The organism is Rathayibacter sp. VKM Ac-2926 (assembly GCF_022815565.1).
GTDB lineage: Bacteria > Actinomycetota > Actinomycetes > Actinomycetales > Microbacteriaceae > Rathayibacter > Rathayibacter festucae.
This window is the reverse complement of sequence record NZ_JALGRS010000009.1, coordinates 57,084-74,099: the sequence shown is the minus strand read 5'-3', so window position 1 is coordinate 74,099 and position 17,016 is coordinate 57,084. Positions and strand designations below refer to the sequence as shown.

The window sequence follows — 17,016 nt, the reverse complement described above, 5'->3', positions numbered from 1 at the left end:
TCCGGCACCACTGAGCCTCCGGCACCAGCGTCCGGCACCACGGAGCCGAGCGGCGCCTCCGAGACGCCGACCGCTCAGTGCGAGTAGACGGTGACCGGCGAGGACAGCGGCCCGGGCGGCACGATCGCGTAGCCCGCGATCCGCCCCTCGCTCGCGATCGAGACCGACGCCTGCACCGGCTGATCGCTCGTGACGACGACGGCGTCGACGCCGAGCTCGGCCGACACCGAGGCGAACGGACCGATGTCGAGCGTGCGGCTGCCGGCCTCCGACTCGAGCTGCACCGACGCCGAGGTGTCGCTGCCGTTCGCGAGGTGCAGCACGGCCCCCGCCTCGCCGGTGTTGCCGACGCCGAAGGGAACGTCGGTCGCGGTCCCGGAGACGAACCAGGCGAAGTCCGTCCCGGCGCCGCCGGTCGACGTCGTGCGCCCGGCCGCCACGACGGGCTGGTCCGAGGTGAGCGTGACGCGGTAGGAGCCGTCCGCCAGGCCGGAGAGGGGGACCTCGCCGACGCGGCCGGCCGGGACCACCACCTGCGTCGAGGTGCCGATGCCGCTCGGGTCCTCGTTGGCGACCTCGATCGAGACGGTGCTGTCCGCCTCGCCGGGCGCGAGGATCCGCAGGACGGGAGTGCCCTCGCCGCCCGTGCCGTCGTCGCCCGCCGTGTCCGCCGGGGGCGTCGCGACGGTGAAGCCGGAGATCACGGTGAGGGTGGCCGGCGTCGCCGCGGGGCCGGTCGTCTCGACGCCCTGCGGCGTCAGGCCGGAGATGGCGCTGCTCTGGATGCTCGCCGCGATCTCGCCGCCGCGCGCGGTCATCCGCACGACCGGCTGGACCACGTCGGGAGCGAGCCCGGCGAGCGGGAGGGCGCGGACGGTGCCGGCGGGGACGACGATGCCGGTGGCGCCGGTCGCCGGGACGACGCCGTTCTCGCCGTAGAGCGAGAGGTCCACGGTGGCCGCGACCTCGCTGGCGTTGGCGAGGACGAGCACCGAGGTCCGGCCGACGTCGGTCGATCCGGCGACGAGCCAGCTGTCGGCCGAGGGCTCCGCGCAGCCGAGCGCCGAGAGGCCGGAGAGCTGCTCGGTGGCGATCGACTGCGTCGTCACGCCGCCGGGCGTCGGGTCGGACTCGGCGGGGACGGCGAGCCGGGTGATGCCGGTGCCCGGGGCGGCCACGTCGGCCTCGTCCAGGACCGACTGGTCGCCGGTCGCGTCCCGCGGCCAGAGCGAGGTGCCCGAGTCGTCGAGGGCGCGGAGCTCCTCGGGGTCGCTCGCGTCGATCAGGCTGCCCGCGCAGACGAGGGTGCCGTCCGCCGCCACCGGCGTGACGACCACGCCGTCGGCGGCGACGGTCGCCAGCGGTGTCGGCAGGATCTGCGGCAGCACGACCGCGGCGACGGCCAGGGCCAGTCCGGCGGCGCCGGCGGCACTGCGGAGCACGGTCCGGCGGTGGCGGGCGGCCGAGACGGTCCGGTCGCGGGCGCCCGTCGGCTTCGCCGGAGCGGGCTTCGAGCCGCCGCGCTCGGCACGCCGGTCGGCGCGGGAGGGGCGGGACGGGGACTGCGACATGCGCTTCTCCTGGTCGGCGGGGTCAGGTGTCGCGGATCCGGGGTTCGACCGGTCAGGCATCGTCGGTCCCGTCGTCGAACTGGCCGGTGGCCTCGCCGGGCTCGTCGTCGATCCCCGCGACGGCGGCTCCCGAGCGGGAGCGCTCGAGCGAGAGGCCGGTCGGGACGGCCAGCAGGAAGGCGACCAGGAACACGATCAGCAGCGCGATCGTGTAAGCCACGCCGAAGGGGCCGACGACGCCCTGCGGCGCCGCGTCGATCCGGGTGCCCTCGGTGTCGACCGCGGTCCAGAGCAGGCCGTACTGGGTGTCGCCGACGGCGGAGAACGCGGCGTTGCCGTCCAGCGAGACCGCGGCGCGGGCGCTGACGGCCGAGGCCGCGTCACCGGCGTCGGTGCTGGTCGGCGGGGCGAGCACGACGAAGCGGACGCCGAGGTCCTGCAGGGCCGCGCCGATGTCGTAGCCGGTGCGCGAGACGAGGTTGCCGGCCAGCTCGTCGATGGCGTCGGTCTGCTCGGTGCCGGTCGCGGCGAGGGTCGACTGCTGGTCGAGGGTCGCTCCCGCGCCGCGCTCGAGGCGCGCGAGGATCCCGCCGTCCGACTGCGGGACGAGCACGATCGTGCCCACCCGCGGCTCGTTCTGCGCCTCGGCGGCGACGTAGGCCGGCAGCGAGCGGTCGGAGCCGGCGGTCGTCACGGTCCCGCCGCCCGTCGGGAACAGCACCGCCAGCGGAGCGACCGCCACGACGGCGGCGGCGGTCACGACCAGCGCCGGGACGACCCGGTAGGACGGCAGCGCGGCGACCGAGAGCGAGAAGCCGACGACCAGGCCGAGCCAGTACAGGCTGAGGCCCGTTCCGCTCCAGACGGCGACCGCCTCGGATCCGGTGGTCACGACCTGGATGCCCTGTGCGAGCGCCGCGGTCAGCAGGCCGGCGGCGGCCACGCCCACCCCGCCCAGGGCGGACAGGTTGTTCGGGAGCAGCAGCGCCGCGAGTGCGGAGATCACCAGGGGCAGCACGAGCACCGCGGTCGCAAGACCCGCCGCCGACGCGGGGATGCCGAGACCGCCGAGGAACTCGAGCCACCCGGTCGTGACGCCGGACGGGAACCCTGCGAGGAGCGAGAAGAAGTCCGCCCGGGCGGAGGGCAGCGGCACACCGGGGTCGGCGAGGATCGCGAACCAGTCGCCGCGCTGGGCGTGCGCGACGATGATCGGGAAGAGCAGGGCGAGGGCCGGGATCGGCAGTCCGGCGAAGCGCCCGATCCGGCGCCCCGAGGTGGCCAGCACGACGATCCAGATCAGCGCGAGCGGCACGGCGAGCACCGGCGCACAGGCGACGACCGCCGCCGCGAGGATCGACGCGGTCGCCGAGGACGACCACGAGCGGTAGGCGCCGAAGCCGGCGAAGAAGAGCCAGGGCAGCAGGACGTGCACCAGGATCGCGGCCGGGCGGCCCTCGGACTGAGCGGCGAAGAAGGCCGGCGCGAGCAGGTAGACGAAGGCTCCGGCGCCGCGGGCGATCGGCCGCGCGGTGAGGCGGGCGATCATCATCCACGCGCCCATCGTCGCGAGCGGCAGAGCCGTGAGGTAGAGGAGGACGATCGAGAAGCTCGGCGCCCAGAAGGTGAGCGAGCCGAGCACGGCGAGCACCGCGGCGAACGGGTCCGCCGCGCCGATGAAGCCGGAGCCGAGGTCGCGCCAGCCGTACGCGGCGTTCCGCCACAGCTCGCCGACCGACGGCGAGAGGGTGAGCAGACCGCCGCCGCCCATGGCGGTGGCGGCGAGCAGGCGCGCGTAGACGATCAGCCCGGCGATCGCGGCGACCAGGACGATCCAGACTCCGCCGCCCTGGAAGAAGTGCAGCGGGTGCCGCTCGCGGCTGGCCTGCACCCGGACGGCGTCGTGCCGGACCGAGCGGAGCTGGCGGACCACGTCGAGCGGGATGCGCAGCGGCGCGATGGCCTTCCAGCCGACGTTCTTCGACGAGCGGAGGACGCGCCTGGCGTGGAAGACCTTGGTGCCGCCGAACGCGACGACGAAGGCCGCGAGCAGCTCGCCGCCGACGAGGCCGGGCTGCTTGCGCAGGAGCCGGACGGCCGCGCGGCCGACGGCGAGCGGCACGAGCGAGAGCCAGTGCAGGACGAGCAACGCCACCGGGGCGTAGGCGAGGCGGCGGTGCAGCTGCGCGGTGCGGTGCTGGCGGGCGCGGCGGCGCTCCCCGCTGTCGATCCGGCGGCCGTCGGGGCGCTGGAGGCCGATGCGCGCGGTGGTGACCCGCGCGTCGGGGACGCGGCTGACCCGGTGTCCGGCGAGGCGGGTGCGGATCGAGAAGTCGAGGGCGTCGTCGACCACGGGCAGCCCGGGGTCGAAGCCGCCCAGCTCCTCCCAGAGCGCGTGCCGCACGAGCATGCCGCCGGCGGCGACGGCGAGCACGTCGGGCGTGGCGTCGTGCTGGCCCTGGTCGAGCTCGTCCTCGACGAGGTGCACGGTGGTGCCGTAGTTGGTGATCGACTCGCCGTAGCTGCGGATGTAGCCGGAGCGGGTCCAGTCCATGACCTTCGGTCCGGCGACCGCGACGGAGGGCGCGACCTCGACCGCGCCGAGGAGTGCGGCGAGCGCACCCGGCTCAGGAGCGGAGTCGGCGGCGAGCAGCCACAGCCACTCGTCCTCCCCCGACGGCGCCTGCATGACGCGCACGGCGCGGGCGACGGCCTGGCCGAACGGGAGGTTCTCGGCGACCTGGACGAACTGGGTCGGACCCCAGCCGGAGAGGAGCTGCCCGGTCGCATCCTTCGATCCGCCGTCGACGAACACGGTCGCATCGGGCTGTCGGGTCTGGGCCCGCAGCGCCGCGAGGGTGCGTTCCAGGTAGGCCGCGCCGTTGTGGGCGACCAGGACGGCGGTTACTCGGGGATACATCGCGGACCACCCTAAGCGATGGGCGCGGGGCGCCCCGCGGCGGCTCGCCGCCTCCGGTGAGCGGCGGTCGTCACGCCCGGCGGCGCAGCTTGCGGCGCTCGCGCTCGGAGAGGCCGCCCCAGATGCCGAAGCGCTCGTCGTTCTCGAGCGCGTACTCGAGGCACTGCGCCCGGACCTCGCAGGAGGTGCAGATCTTCTTCGCGTCGCGCGTGGATCCGCCCTTCTCGGGGAAGAACGCCTCGGGGTCGGTCTGCGCGCAGAGCGAGTCGACCTGCCAGGAGAGGGCGCCGCCGGGCGCCTCGCTGCCCGAGTCGATGCCCTGGCGGACGCCGGGGACGCCGAGCCGGACGGGATCGACGAACCAGTCCTCGGGGACCGCGCTCATGCCGGAGGTCCGTTCGTCGCCCGGAGCTCTGTCGTTTCCGCGACCTCTGTCGTTTCCGAAGCCTCTGTCGCTGCCAGAGACGCTGTCGGGAATCGCCATACCGTCTCCTACCCCGCCCGCGAACATGATCGGCGACCGGCTCCTCCCGGAGGGTGGGCCGCCTCAGTAATTACACCGGTGTCATTCGCTGAGGTCAAGTCGCGGACCATAAACCCTCAACCCGCCGTGGAGGGTTCACGACACACCGGCGTGTCGCGACCGTGTCGAAGCTCCCGGCCGGCGTCAGGACCCCGCGGCGCTCCGGGCGCGCCAGGCGCTCTCCACCATCTCGGCGACGGTGTGGCGCATCTCCCAGCCGAGGTCGCGGGCCGCGGTCTCGCCCGAGGCGACGATGCGGGGCGGGTCGCCCGGGCGGCGCGGCGCGACCTCCGGGGTGAAGGCGATGCCGGTGCTGTCGGCGATCGCGGTCATGATCTCGCCGACCGAGGCGCCGGTTCCGCTGCCGAGGTTGTAGACGGGCTCGATCGGCTCGCCGGCGGCCAGGCGCTGCGCCGCCGCGACGTGCGCGAGCGCGAGATCGGCGACGTGGATGTAGTCGCGGACGCAGGTGCCGTCCGGAGTGGGGTAGTCGTCGCCGTTGATGCGCGGCGTCCGGCCGGCCAGCAGCGCCTCGAACACCAGCGGGAAGAGGTTGTGCGGGCTGGTGTCGTAGACGTCCGGGTAGCCGGAGCCGACCACGTTGAAGTAGCGGAGCGAGGCGTGGCGCACCCCGTGCGCGCGGCCGGCGTCGGCCAGCAGCCACTCGCCGATCAGCTTCGACTCGCCGTAGGGCGACTCGGGGCTCTTGGGGGTGCTCTCGGTGACGAGCTCGACGTCGACCGCGCCGTACACCGCGGCGCTGGAGGAGAAGACGATGGAGCGGACGCCGGCGCGCTCCATCGCGGCGAGCACGCGCATCGTGCCGGTGACGTTCTGCTCGTAGGTGTGCAGCGGGCGCTGCACCGAGACTCCCGCGTACTTGAAGCCGGCGACGTGCACGACGCCCTGGATGTCGTGCTGCGCGAAGACCTCGTCCAGCAGCGCCTCGTCGAGGATCGAGCCGCGGTGGAACGGCACGCCCTCGGGGACGAAGCCCTCGTGGCCGGACGACAGATCGTCGAGGACGACGGGGTCGATGCCCTGCTCGGCGAACGCGCGCACCACGTGCGCTCCGATGTACCCGGCTCCCCCGGTGACCAGCCATGCCATGTGGATCCTCCTCGATGACGGGCGCCGCGCGCGCACCGACGCAACCCTAGCGGCGGGGTGGCGCGGGCCAGGTGGCGGGATCTCGTGGTGTCGCGATATCCTGCCGCCGTGCTCCACTCCGTCGCCGTCCTCGCCCTGCCCGGGGTCGCCCCGTTCGAGTTCGGCGTGGTCTGCGAGGTGTTCGGGATCGACCGGCGCGACCACGGCGGGCCGGTGTTCGACTTCCGCATCGCGACCGCGGATCCGGGGCCGGTGCGCACCTCGCTCGGCTTCGAGCTGACGATCGCCGACGGCCTCGAGGCGGCCGAGGACGCCGACCTGATCGCCGTGCCGGCGCACCCGATCGGCCCCGCCGACGAGCGCGTGCTCGCCCTGCTGCGCCGCGCCCACGAGCGCGGGGCGTGGATCGTGAGCGTCTGCAGCGGCGCCTTCGTGCTGGCCGAGGCGGGACTGCTCGACGGGCGGCGGGCGACGACGCACTGGATGCACGCCGACGAGCTCGCCCGGCGCCACCCGGCGGTCGAGGTCGACCCGGACGTCCTGTTCGTGCAGGAGGGCCGGATCGTCACGGGCGCCGGGACCGCGGCCGGGATCGACGCGTGCCTGCACATCGTCCGCGAGGAGCTCGGCGCCGCGGCCGCGAACGTCGTCGCGCGCCGCATGGTGGTGCCGCCGCAGCGCCACGGCGGCCAGGCGCAGTTCATCCCGACGCCGATCCCGGAGGCGCGCGCGGACTCGCTCGCCGACGTCACCGAGTGGATGCTGCACCACCTCGACGAGGAGCTCAGCGTCGACCTGCTCGCCCGGCGAGCGCTGATGTCGCCGCGCACCTTCGCCCGCCGCTTCCGCGCCGACCTGGGCACCACGCCGCTGGCCTGGCTGAACCGCCAGCGGCTCCTCCGCGCCCAGCAGCTGCTGGAGGAGTCCGACCTGACCCTCGAGGCGATCGCCACCCGCGTCGGCTTCGGCACCGCTGCCGTCCTCCGCCACCACTTCGCCCGCGTGCTGCAGACGACGCCGGCGGCCTACCGCCGCACCTTCGCGTCGGCGGCCGCGGCCGCCTCCTGACCGGCGCGATCGCCGACGTCTCCCTGCTCGGAGTACACCGTGCTGCGCGCGTGCTCCGCGCGCCGAGCGGAATCATGCTGATCGAGTAGCCCGCGCAGCGGGCGTATCGAGATCCACCGCTGCAAGAACGGCGGGCTGACGGAGGTGGGTCTCGATACGCGCTGCGCGCTACTCGACCAGCATGGTGCGCCCCGCGGGCTGCTCGATCGGCAGGCAGGCCGTCAGACGGTGGCGACGAAGAGGGTGCCGCGGCCGGTGACCGAGAGGGCGCGCTCCGACGGCGTCACGTACACGCTGCCGCCGCGCTCGACCTCGACGGAGCCCTCTGCGCCGTGCACGGTGAACGCGCCGGCGGTGGCGATCGCGATGGCCGGTCCGTCGAGCTCGACGCGCACCGGCTCGTCCGAAGTCGGCTCGACGACGGCGAGCAGGAAGTCCGGCACGTCCGGCCGGTAGACCCGCAGCCCGGGCGCGGGCTCCTCGGCCGGCAGGTACGGCACCGGCAGCGGCGAGAACTCGAGCACGCTGACCAGCTCGGGCACGTCGATGTGCTTGGGCGTGAGCCCGCCGCGCAGCACGTTGTCGGAGGCGGCCATCAGCTCGACCCCGGTGCCCGCGAGATACGCGTGGATGTTGCCGGCGGGCAGGTAGAGCACCTCGCCGCGGGCGAGCCGCACGCGGTTGAGCAGCAGCGAGAGCACGACGCCCGGGTCGCCCGGGTAGGCCTCGGCGAGCGAGCGCACCGTCTCGGTCTCGAGGCGGTCGTCACCGTGCGACGCTCCCACCACCGCGGCGATCAGCGCCGCGACCTCCGCGCGGTCGCCGTCGGCGAGCAGCCAGGAGACCGCCCGGCGGAGCACGACCGTCGGCTCGCCCTCGAGCTCCGCGGCGAAGCGCGTGATCGCCGCCGCCTCCTCCCCCGCCGCGCGACCGGCCAGCTCGGCCAGCAGCGCCCGGGTGCCGTCGAGCTCGCGGAAGCCGCAGAGCGCGTCGAAGCTCTCGGTGAGCGCGTAGATCAGCTCGGGCTTGTGGAACGGGTCCTTGTAGTTGCGCTCGGCCGCGTCGCGCGGGACGCCGGCCTCGTCCTCCTCGACGAACCGGCGCTGCGCCGTCGCTGACGACGGGTGGGCCTGGAGCGAGAGCGGTGCGCCCGCCGCGAGGATCTTCAGCAGGAACGGCAGCCGCGGCGCACCGGACACGGGGTCGACCGAGCCGGCGACTCCGGCGAGCGCCGTCTCGGGCTCGCGGGCGATCCACTCGGCGAGGGTCGACGCGCCGACGGAGGCGGGGTCGAGGATGCGGGCCGGCGAGCCCGGATGCGCCCCCAGCCACAGCTCCGCCTCGGGTCGGCCGGACGGCGCGGTGCCGAGGGCGTCCGAGATGCCGGTGAGCGAGCCCCAGGCGTAGTCGCGGGGGGTGTTGCCGATCGGGATGAACACGGCGAGGGCCTTCCGTTCCGGGAGCGGTGTGCGAGACGGCACCGTCCGGATCCTGCCGGGGCGGGCCGGGCCCGACGCTAGCAGGATCTACAAGAGCGGCCCCGGAGGAGCGGCCGCCGCTTGGCGCCGATCGCCAGCGTCCGCGCCGCCCGGGCACCCCCTTCGTACGCTGGGGGGAGCCGCACCGCCGCCGCTCCTGCGGGCCGAGTCGCTGCGCGCCCGAGCGATGGAGCGATGAACCATGGACAGCACGACCTTCGAACTGCTCACCGCCGACTTCTACGGCTTCGAGTCGCGGCTCACCCCCGCCGAGAAGGAGCTCCTCGTGGGCGTCCGCGCGTTCCTCGAGGAGCAGGTCCGCCCGATCGCCGACGAGTACTGGGAGCGCGCCGAGTTCCCGCGCCAGCTCATCCCCGGGATCCATGCCACCGGTGTGATCGGCCTCTCCTGGCCCGAGACGCGGACGATCGAGAACTCGTCGGTGTTCCGCGGCTGGGTCGCCCTCGAGTTCGGCCGGGTCGACGCGAGCATCGCCACCTATGTCGGCGTGCAGAACGGCCTGGTGATGGGGACGGTCGGCGTCGCCGGCTCCGAGGAGCAGCGGGCCGAGTGGCTGCCGAAGCTCGCCTCGGGCGAGGTGATCGGCGCCTTCGGCCTGACGGAGCCGCACTCCGGCTCCGACTCCGCGCAGGGCCTGCGCACCACCGCCCGCCGCGAGGGCGACACCTGGATCCTCGACGGCGAGAAGCGCTGGATCGGCAACGCGACCTTCAGCGACGTCACCGTGATCTGGGCGAAGGACGTCGCCGACGGCCAGGTGAAGGGCTTCCTCGTCCCGACCTCGACCCCGGGCTACCGAGCCACGGCCATCGCCCGCAAGCAGAGCCTGCGCACCGTGCAGAACGCCGACATCGTGCTCGAGGGCGTCCGCGTGCCGGAGTCGCTGCGACTGCAGGGCGCGAACTCGTTCCGCGACACGGCGAAGGTCCTCCGGCTGACCCGCGCCGAGGTCGCCTGGCAGGCGATCGGCGTCGCGATCGGCGCCTACGACGCCGCCCTGCGCTATGCCCGCGAGCGCGTCCAGTTCGGCAAGCCGCTGGTCGGGCACCAGCTGGTGCAGGACCTGCTGGTGAAGAGCATCGGCAACATCACCGCGAGCATCGCCCTGGCCACCCGGGTCTCCGAGATGCTCGACGCGGGCGAGCAGCGCGACGAGCACTCCGCACTCGCGAAGGCCTACACGACGGCGCGGATGCGCGAGACGGTCGCCTGGTGCCGCGAGGTGATGGGCGGCAACGGCATCGTCCTCGACTACGGGGTCGCCCGGTTCTTCGCCGATGCCGAGGCCCTCTACTCCTACGAGGGCACCCGGGAGATGAACACGCTCATCGTCGGCCGCGCGATCACGGGCAGCGCCGCGTTCGTCTGAGGCGCAGCCCGCCCGCTCGCCGGCCGCCCGCTCCCTAGACTGTTCGCCATGATCCGACGCGCCGCGCCCGCCGCTCCCCGAGCGCTCGCGGTGGCCGTGCTCACGGTGATGCTGGGCGGCCAGGCGCTGCGGAACCTCGCGGGCTGGTGGGGCTGGGGGGTCGTCGTCGCGGCGCTGCTGGTCGGCGTCGTCGTGCTGCTGGTCCGGGTGCGGCCTCGGCTGCGCTGGAGCCGGACGCCCAAGGCGCTCGTCGCCTTCCTCGCCCTCGCCGTGCTCTCGCTGCTCTGGTCGGCGTACCCCGGGGCGAGCGCGATCGGCGTCGTCGCGCAGCTCGCCACCTCGCTCGGGGCGGTCGCCCTCGCCCTGACGCTCAGCACGGCGCAGTTCGTCACCGCCCTCGGCCGCGCGCTGCGGATCACCGTCGGAGCCTCGCTCCTGTTCGAGCTCGTCGTGGCGGTCGTCGTCCGCGCGCCCGTGCTGCCGTTCGTCATCGACCTGCCGGCCGGCCGCATCCCGGACGCCTTCTACTGGTCGCAGGCCGCGCTGTTCACCGGCGAGCCGATCCAGGGGCTCGTCGGCAACCGCAACCTGCTCGGCTTCCTCGCCCTGCTCGGCCTGATCGTCGTGCTGATCGAGCTGGCCGCGCGCAGCCTCCGTCCCCGCTGGGGCGTCGTCTGGATCGTCCTGTTCGCCGCGACGCTCCTGCTCACCCGCTCCGCCACCGTGCTGCTCTGCGTCGTCGCCGTCGCGGCGGCCGCGGCCTTCGCGCTCTGGGCGCGACGCCGTGGCGAGTCGGAGCGGCGGCCCGTCTACGTCACGGCCGCGGCGACCGCCGTCGTGCTCGCGGGCGGCGCGATCGCGGGCTGGGGCACCCTGCTCGGCCTCCTCGGCAAGAGCGAGGACGCGACCGGCCGGCTCGACATCTGGCGCTCGGTCTGGGCGCTCGCCGCCGAGCGGCCCGTCCTCGGCTGGGGCTGGGTCAGCTACTGGGCGCCCTGGGCCGCCCCGTTCGACACCCTCGCCGAGCGCAAGGGCGTCCTCTACCTGCAGGCGCACGACGCCTGGCTCGACGTCTGGTTCCAGCTCGGCATCGTCGGGCTGGTGCTCTTCACCGCCCTCGTGGTCTCGACCCTCTGGCGCGCCTGGTTCCGCGCCGTCGACCGCCCGCGCCGCAGTGCGACGACGGCGCTGCCCTACTCGGCCGTGTCCCTCGCGCCGCTGCTGCTGCTCGCCGCCCTCCTCGCGCAGGCGCTGTTCGAGAGCCGGCTCCTGATCGAGAGCGGCTGGCTCCTGCTGGCCGCCCTGGCGGTCCTGACCAAGCAGCCCGCGAACGAGGAGGAGGACGCGCTCACCGCCGAGCCGATCCCCCTCGCCGGCCAGCGCGCCGTCCGATGAGGGGCGGTCGGCCGTCGGCTCTGCCGGCCGCCCTCGCGGACGCCCTGGCGTCCCCGCAGTTCGCGGCGGCCCTCGCGCAGACCTCCCTCGTCGTCGTGCTCTGCGCGCCGGCGGTGCGCGGGATGATCGGCTGGCCCGGCTACATCGCGGCGATCGCGACGCTCACCGCCCTCGCGGCCGTCATGCTCGTGCTGCGGCGCGAGCTGCTCGACTGGGAGGGGCTCCTGCCGACCAGCATCCTGGTCTTCCTCGGCTGGATCGCCCTCAGCACGCTCTGGAGCGGCTACCAGTGGGCCACCGCCTCGAGCGTGCTCTACCAGCTCGCCCTCGCCTTCCTCGCGATCGCGATCGGCCTCACCCGCGACATCATCCAGGTGATCCGCGCGGTCGGCGACGTGATGCGGTTCGTGCTGATCGGCTCGCTGGCCGTCGAGGTGCTCTCCGGCGCCCTGATCGACCGGCCGCTGCGCTTCCTCGGCGTCGAGGGCCTCCTGGCCGTCGGCGGCCCGATCCAGGGGCTGGTCGGCACCCGCAACCAGCTGGGGCTGGTCTGCCTGCTGGCGGTCGTCACCTTCTCGGTCGAGCTGATGACCCGGTCCGTGGCGCGCGGCCCGGCCCTCGCCTCGCTCGCGCTCGCCGTGGTCACCCTGGTGCTCACCCGCTCGGCGGTCAGCGCCGGCGTGCTCGTCGTCGCCGCGGTCGTCGCGCTGATCCTGCGCTGGGTGCGCCGCGCCACCGGCGAGCAGCGGCGGCGGCGGCAGTACACGACGCTCGCGGTGCTCGTGGCGTCCGCGCTCACCGCAGGGCTCTTCCGCTTCCGGATCGTCGACCTGCTCAACGCGGGCAGCGAGTTCGAGTTCCGGGTCACCCTCTGGCAGCAGGTCTGGCGCTTCACCGACCTGGCGCCGATCATCGGCTGGGGCTGGGTGGGCTACTGGCGCACCGACCTCTACCCGTTCAACGCGATCGACTTCCTCTCCGGCCGGCCGCACTCCTCCAGCCTGAACGCGGTGTTCGACCTGGCGCTGCAGGTGGGCGTCGTCGGGGTCGCCCTCTTCCTCGTGCTGGTCGGCCTCGCGCTCTGGCGCTCGTGGCTCATCGCCTCCGAGCGGAAGGCGGTCGTGCACGTCTGGCCGGTGCTGGTGCTCAGCGTCCTCGTCGTCACCTCGCTCGCCGAGAGCTCGCTCCTCGTCGACGCCGGCTGGCTGCTGCTGGTGATCTGCGCGATGCGCGCCGCGCAGGGGCTCAGCTGGCGGCGGCTCCTGCACCCCGGCGACCGGCCCGGCGGGCTGCCGCGACAGCCCTCAGCACCGCCAGGTGCTCCTCCCGGCAGCGCTCCCAGCTGAACCGGGCCGCGCGCTCGACGCCCTTCGCGCCGAGCTCGGCGGAGCGCTCGATCGCCTCGAGGATCCCGTCCGCGATCGAGCGCGGCGCGAGCGGATCGACGAGCACCGCGGCGTCGCCGCAGATCTCGGGCAGCGAGCCGGAGTCGGCGGCCGCGACCGGGCAGCCGGAGGCCATCGCCTCGATCGGCGGGAAGCCGAAGCCCTCGTAGAGGCTCGGGAAGGCGAGGACGGCGGCGCGCCGGTAGATCTCCGCCAGCTCCTCGGTGCCCACGTGCCCGCGCCACTCGACGAAGTCGGGCAGCGGGCCGAGCTTCTCCAGGTCGCCTCCGGTGAGCACCAGCCGCAGGTCGTGGCCCTCGGCACGGAGCAGGCGCATCGCCTCGAACAGCCGCGCGTGGTTCTTGTGCGGCCAGGCGCGCGCCGGGTAGAAGACGAAGTCCTCGCGCGCGCCCAGGTGCGGGCGGAAGCGCTCGGTGTCCACGCCGAGGTGGGACACGTGGATCCGCTCCTCCGGGATGCCGAGCAGCTCGACGATCCTCCCCTTGGTGAAGGCGCTGATGGTGATGATCGCGTCGGCCCGGCGCGCGGTCGCCTCGTAGGCGATCCGCCGGAAGACGCGCTCGACGCGCGGGAAGAGCTGCGGGAGATCGCGGTGCTGGAGGTCGAAGACCATCTGCACGTGCCCCTGCCGGCGCGACGGCCAGGGCAGCGGGACGGTGAAGGGGAAGTAGAGGATCTCGTCCGGCCCGAGCAGGCGCCGGAGCCGGAGAGTGCGCGCGAACGCTTGGAGCATCCCCGTCGCCCGGCGCCGGTGGCCGGCGCCGCTGACGACGCCCTCGGCCACGATCTCGGGCACGCCCTCGCTGAAGCCCCGCGCGTTCTCCGGCACGAGCGCCTGCACGCGCAGCCCCTCCTCCCCCGGCCGCGTCACGAGCAACCGGGTCAGCGCGCGGGCGTAGGTCTCGCCGCCGCCCATTCCGCCGGGATCGACGGTGAGCACGGCGAGCGTGACGGCGAGGCGTTCCGGCATGGCGTCCGATCGGATCGAGGCACCCTCGCGGTGAGGGCCGGGTCAGACTACCCGCGCCCGCCCTCCGCCCCGCGGAGCGTTCGCGGCGGGTGCTCCCCGGCGCGGCGGAGGCCGGTGGGTAGTATGTAGCCCGCTGTCACCGACCCCGACGAAACGGACCACCACGTGCCCCGCGCTTTGATCACCGGAATCACCGGCCAGGACGGCCTCTACCTCGCCGAGCTGCTGCTCGAGAAGGGCTACGAGGTCTTCGGGCTCGTCCGTGGGCAGAACAACCCCAAGTACGAGCTCGTCCGCCGCACCGTCCCCGAGGTGACGCTGCTCACCGGTGACCTGACCGACGTGTCGAGCCTCGTGCGCGTGCTCGCCGCCTCGCAGCCCGACGAGGTCTACAACCTCGGCGCGATCTCGTTCGTCGCCTACTCGTGGGAGAACGCGTCGCTCACGACCGACGTGACCGGCAAGGGCGTGCTCAACATCCTCGAGGCCGTGCGCCTCTACGCCGGCGACGACATGTCGCGCGTGAAGTTCTACCAGGCGTCCTCGTCCGAGATGTTCGGCAAGGTCCAGCAGGTCCCCCAGAGCGAGGAGACCCTCCTCTGGCCGCGCTCGCCCTACGGCGTCGCCAAGGTCTTCGGTCACTACATGACCATCAACTACCGCGAGTCCTACGGCATGCACGCCTCGTCGGGCATCCTCTTCAACCATGAGTCGCCCCGCCGCGGCCCGGAGTTCGTCACGCGCAAGATCAGCCTCGCGGTGGCCCGCATCAAGCTCGGCCTCCAGGAGACGCTGGAGCTCGGCAACCTCGACGCCAAGCGCGACTGGGGCTTCGCCGGCGACTACGTCGACGCGATGTGGCGGATGCTGCAGCAGCCCGAGGGCGACGACTACGTGGTCGCCACCGGCGAGACCCACGAGATCCGCGAGTACCTCGACATCGCCTTCAACCACGTCGGCATCGAGGACTGGACCCCCTACGTCACGCAGAACCCCGCGTTCATGCGCCCGGCCGAGGTCGACCTGCTGATCGGCGACCCGGCGAAGGCGCGCGACGTGCTCGACTGGCAGCCGAAGGTCTCCTTCCCGGAGCTCGTCTCGATGATGGTCGAGAACGACCTCGCCGAGCAGTCCGCTCTGATCAAGTAGCCGCCGTGCCCGCAGCGTTCGTCACCGGGGCGAGCGGACAGGACGGGGGCTACCTCGTCGAGCGTCTGCTCGCCGACGGCTGGGAGGTCTCCGCGCTCGTGCGCGACGAGGACGCCTCCCTGCCCGCGTCCGTCCGCCCCTTCCAGGGCGACCTCCGTGACGCCGCCGGCCTCGGCCGCGTGATCGCCGAGGCGCGGCCCGACACGGTCTTCCACCTCGCCGGGATCTCCTCGGTGGCGCAGTCCTGGCAGGAGCCGGTGCTGACCGCCGAGGTGACCGGCACGGCCGTCGCCGCACTGCTCGAGGCCGCGCTGGCCCTGCAGGACTCGGCGGGCCGCGAGGTGCGCTTCGTGCAGGCCTCCTCCTCGGAGATCTTCGGCGCGGCGACCGAGAACCCGCAGACCGAGTCGACGCCGATCCGCCCCGTCTCGCCCTACGGCGCGGCGAAGGCCTTCGCGCACCACCTCGTCGGGGTCTACCGCGGCCGCGGCCTGCACGCGTCCTCCGCGATCCTCTACAACCACGAGTCGCCCCGCCGCCCCGAGAGCTTCGTCACCCGGAAGATCACGGCCGGCGTCGCCGCCATCGCCGCGGGCACCGCGACCGAGCTCTCGCTCGGCAACCTCGACGCCCGCCGCGACTGGGGCTGGGCGCCCGACTACGTCGACGCGCTCGTCCGCGCCTCGCGCGCCGAGCAGGCCGGCGACTACGTCGTCGCGACCGGTGTCGCGCACTCCGTCCGCGAGTTCGTCGGCGCGGCCTTCGCCGCCGCCGGCATCGACGCCTGGGAGGACCGGATCCGGATCGACCCGCGCTTCGCCCGCCCCGTCGACGCCCCGGAGATGCGCGGAGACGCCTCCAAGGCCCGGGCCGAGCTCGGCTGGGCGCCGACGGTCGCCTTCGAGGAGATCGTCGCCCGGATGGTCGAGCACGACCTCGAGCTCTCCCGCGCCGCGGGCTGAGCACCCGCCGCCGTCCAGCGCCCGTCGCCGTGCGGCGGCGCAGGCGTTACGTACAATGATCTGGCTGCCGCCCCGGCAGTGCTAGGGCTGGGAGTCCGATGAGCAGCAGGAAAACGACGATCACGCGCGCGGCCGACCGCGTCGACGCGATCGCACAGGAGCCGTTCCATCAGAGCGGGACCCAGCCGGGTCAGCGCTCGGGCGGCTTCGTCTCGTCGCTGATCGACATCTTCCGGCACCGCGAGCTGCTCAAGCTGCTCGTCAACCGCGAACTGAAGGCGCGCTACAAGGACTCGAGCCTCGGCTTCGTCTGGACCCTCATCCGCCCGCTCGTGATGCTGATGATCTACTACGTGGCGATCGGCCAGTTCCTCGGCGCCGCCCGCGGCATCCCCGTCTTCGCGATCTTCGTCTTCTGCGGCCTGACGCTGTGGAACCTGTTCAGCGAGATCGTCGCCACCGGCACGACCTCGATCCTCGCGAACGCGGGACTGATCAAGAAGGTCTACCTGCCGCGCGAGATCTTCCCGGTCGCCACCATCGGCGCCGCGCTGTTCAACTTCGCCGTGCAGTTCCTGGTGCTGATCGTGGGCGCGATCGCGCTCGGGGCGCTCAACGTCAGCTGGCAGCTGCTCTTCATCATCCCGGCGCTCGCGGTCACCCTGGTCTACGGCCTGGCCCTCGCGCTCGCGCTCTCGGCGCTCAACGTCTACCTCCGCGACATCCAGTTCCTCGTCGAGGTCGGCCTGCTGATCTTCTTCTGGCTCTCGCCTATCACCTACGCGTGGTCCTTCGTCGTCCAGACCGTGCCGGGCTGGCTCGAGCAGATCTACCTGCTCAACCCGATGACCAACGCGATGCTCGCCTTCCAGCGGGCGATCTGGGGCCCCGGCTCGCGGGAGACCCAGGTCGAGCAGGCCGACGGCAGCTTCAACACCGTCGCCGGTCAGCCGTGGCCGGCCGACATGGCCCTCCACCTCTTCATCGTCTTCCTGGTCGGGGTCGTGCTCGTGTGGCTCGCCCACCGCGTCTTCCGCCGCCTCGAGGGCAACTTCGCACAGGAGATCTGATCCC

13 protein-coding genes are annotated in these 17,016 nt (G+C 73.6%); 7 read left to right on the top strand and 6 right to left on the bottom strand.

What is annotated here, in order from left to right; all coding sequences use genetic code 11:
• Positions 1–74 precede the first annotated feature (74 nt).
• The 4 genes from MT351_RS13555 to galE form a co-directional block, all read right to left on the bottom strand.
• On the bottom strand, positions 75–1,571 hold the full coding sequence (locus MT351_RS13555; protein ID WP_132435845.1) for a DUF5719 family protein: 1,497 nt from the start codon (positions 1,569–1,571) through the stop codon (positions 75–77).
• Positions 1,572–1,623: 52 nt separating this feature from the next.
• On the bottom strand, positions 1,624–4,491 hold the full coding sequence (locus MT351_RS13550; protein ID WP_243582410.1) for a glycosyltransferase family 2 protein: 2,868 nt from the start codon (positions 4,489–4,491) through the stop codon (positions 1,624–1,626).
• A 70-nt stretch (positions 4,492–4,561) separates the two neighbouring features.
• Positions 4,562–4,876, bottom strand: coding sequence for a WhiB family transcriptional regulator (locus tag MT351_RS13545; RefSeq protein ID WP_123444423.1), 315 nt, complete (start codon positions 4,874–4,876; stop codon positions 4,562–4,564).
• A gap of 282 nt (positions 4,877–5,158) precedes the next feature.
• Positions 5,159–6,124, bottom strand: a complete 966-nt coding sequence (galE, locus tag MT351_RS13540; protein WP_132435847.1) for a UDP-glucose 4-epimerase GalE — start codon at positions 6,122–6,124, stop codon at positions 5,159–5,161.
• 108 nt (positions 6,125–6,232) lie between these two features.
• Here galE and MT351_RS13535 point away from each other — a divergent pair, with 108 nt between their 5' ends.
• Complete coding sequence (locus tag MT351_RS13535) at positions 6,233–7,192, top strand: GlxA family transcriptional regulator (RefSeq protein WP_132435848.1); 960 nt, start codon at positions 6,233–6,235, stop codon at positions 7,190–7,192.
• Positions 7,193–7,413: 221 nt separating this feature from the next.
• Here MT351_RS13535 and manA read toward each other — a convergent pair whose 3' ends face one another.
• A complete protein-coding gene (manA, locus tag MT351_RS13530; RefSeq protein ID WP_243582408.1) occupies positions 7,414–8,673 on the bottom strand; it encodes a mannose-6-phosphate isomerase, class I in 1,260 nt (419 codons plus the stop codon).
• Positions 8,674–8,872: 199 nt separating this feature from the next.
• Between manA and MT351_RS13525 the strand changes: the two genes are divergently transcribed.
• Genes MT351_RS13525 through MT351_RS13515 form a run of 3 tightly spaced genes read left to right on the top strand, consistent with a single transcriptional unit; the run spans position 8,873 to position 12,801 of the window.
• Complete coding sequence (locus MT351_RS13525; protein WP_127886096.1) at positions 8,873–10,060, top strand: acyl-CoA dehydrogenase family protein; 1,188 nt, start codon at positions 8,873–8,875, stop codon at positions 10,058–10,060.
• A gap of 48 nt (positions 10,061–10,108) precedes the next feature.
• Positions 10,109–11,455, top strand: a complete 1,347-nt coding sequence (locus tag MT351_RS13520; RefSeq protein ID WP_132435849.1) for an O-antigen ligase — start codon at positions 10,109–10,111, stop codon at positions 11,453–11,455.
• Positions 11,452–12,801 carry an O-antigen ligase gene (locus MT351_RS13515; protein ID WP_132435850.1) on the top strand — a complete coding sequence of 450 codons (1,350 nt, stop codon included), beginning with the start codon at positions 11,452–11,454 and terminating at the stop codon, positions 12,799–12,801. The genes MT351_RS13520 and MT351_RS13515 overlap by 4 nt, the downstream gene beginning before the upstream one ends.
• On the opposite strand, the gene MT351_RS13510 is transcribed toward MT351_RS13515, so the two are convergent.
• Positions 12,701–13,831: a glycosyltransferase family 1 protein gene (locus MT351_RS13510; protein WP_132435851.1), complete on the bottom strand. Its 1,131-nt coding sequence runs from the start codon at positions 13,829–13,831 to the stop codon at positions 12,701–12,703. The two genes, MT351_RS13515 and MT351_RS13510, sit on opposite strands and share 101 nt — an antisense overlap.
• A gap of 165 nt (positions 13,832–13,996) precedes the next feature.
• On the opposite strand from MT351_RS13510, the gene MT351_RS13505 reads away from it, so the two are divergent.
• From MT351_RS13505 to MT351_RS13495, 3 genes are all read left to right on the top strand, one after another.
• Complete coding sequence (locus MT351_RS13505; protein WP_123444375.1) at positions 13,997–14,980, top strand: GDP-mannose 4,6-dehydratase; 984 nt, start codon at positions 13,997–13,999, stop codon at positions 14,978–14,980.
• Between the two features lie 5 nt (positions 14,981–14,985).
• Positions 14,986–15,942 (top strand): GDP-mannose 4,6-dehydratase, encoded by a 957-nt coding sequence (locus MT351_RS13500; protein WP_132435852.1) that lies wholly within the window; start codon positions 14,986–14,988, stop codon positions 15,940–15,942.
• Positions 15,943–16,040: 98 nt separating this feature from the next.
• Entirely contained in the window at positions 16,041–17,012 is a 972-nt protein-coding gene (locus tag MT351_RS13495; protein ID WP_123735234.1) for an ABC transporter permease, read from the top strand.
• The last annotated feature ends 4 nt before the right edge of the window (positions 17,013–17,016 follow it).

Excerpts from the sequence above, each read along its gene's own strand:
- MT351_RS13555 (WP_132435845.1), bottom strand. The coding sequence starts at position 1,571 with ATGTCGCAGTCCCCGTCCCGCCCCTCCCGCGCCGACCGGCGTGCCGAG.
- MT351_RS13550 (WP_243582410.1), bottom strand. The coding sequence starts at position 4,491 with ATGTATCCCCGAGTAACCGCCGTCCTGGTCGCCCACAACGGCGCGGCC.
- MT351_RS13545 (WP_123444423.1), bottom strand. The coding sequence starts at position 4,876 with ATGAGCGCGGTCCCCGAGGACTGGTTCGTCGATCCCGTCCGGCTCGGC.
- galE (WP_132435847.1), bottom strand. The coding sequence starts at position 6,124 with ATGGCATGGCTGGTCACCGGGGGAGCCGGGTACATCGGAGCGCACGTG.
- MT351_RS13525 (WP_127886096.1), top strand. The coding sequence starts at position 8,873 with ATGGACAGCACGACCTTCGAACTGCTCACCGCCGACTTCTACGGCTTC.
- MT351_RS13520 (WP_132435849.1), top strand. The coding sequence starts at position 10,109 with ATGATCCGACGCGCCGCGCCCGCCGCTCCCCGAGCGCTCGCGGTGGCC.
- MT351_RS13515 (WP_132435850.1), top strand. The coding sequence starts at position 11,452 with ATGAGGGGCGGTCGGCCGTCGGCTCTGCCGGCCGCCCTCGCGGACGCC.
- MT351_RS13510 (WP_132435851.1), bottom strand. The coding sequence starts at position 13,831 with ATGCCGGAACGCCTCGCCGTCACGCTCGCCGTGCTCACCGTCGATCCC.
- MT351_RS13495 (WP_123735234.1), top strand. The coding sequence starts at position 16,041 with ATGAGCAGCAGGAAAACGACGATCACGCGCGCGGCCGACCGCGTCGAC.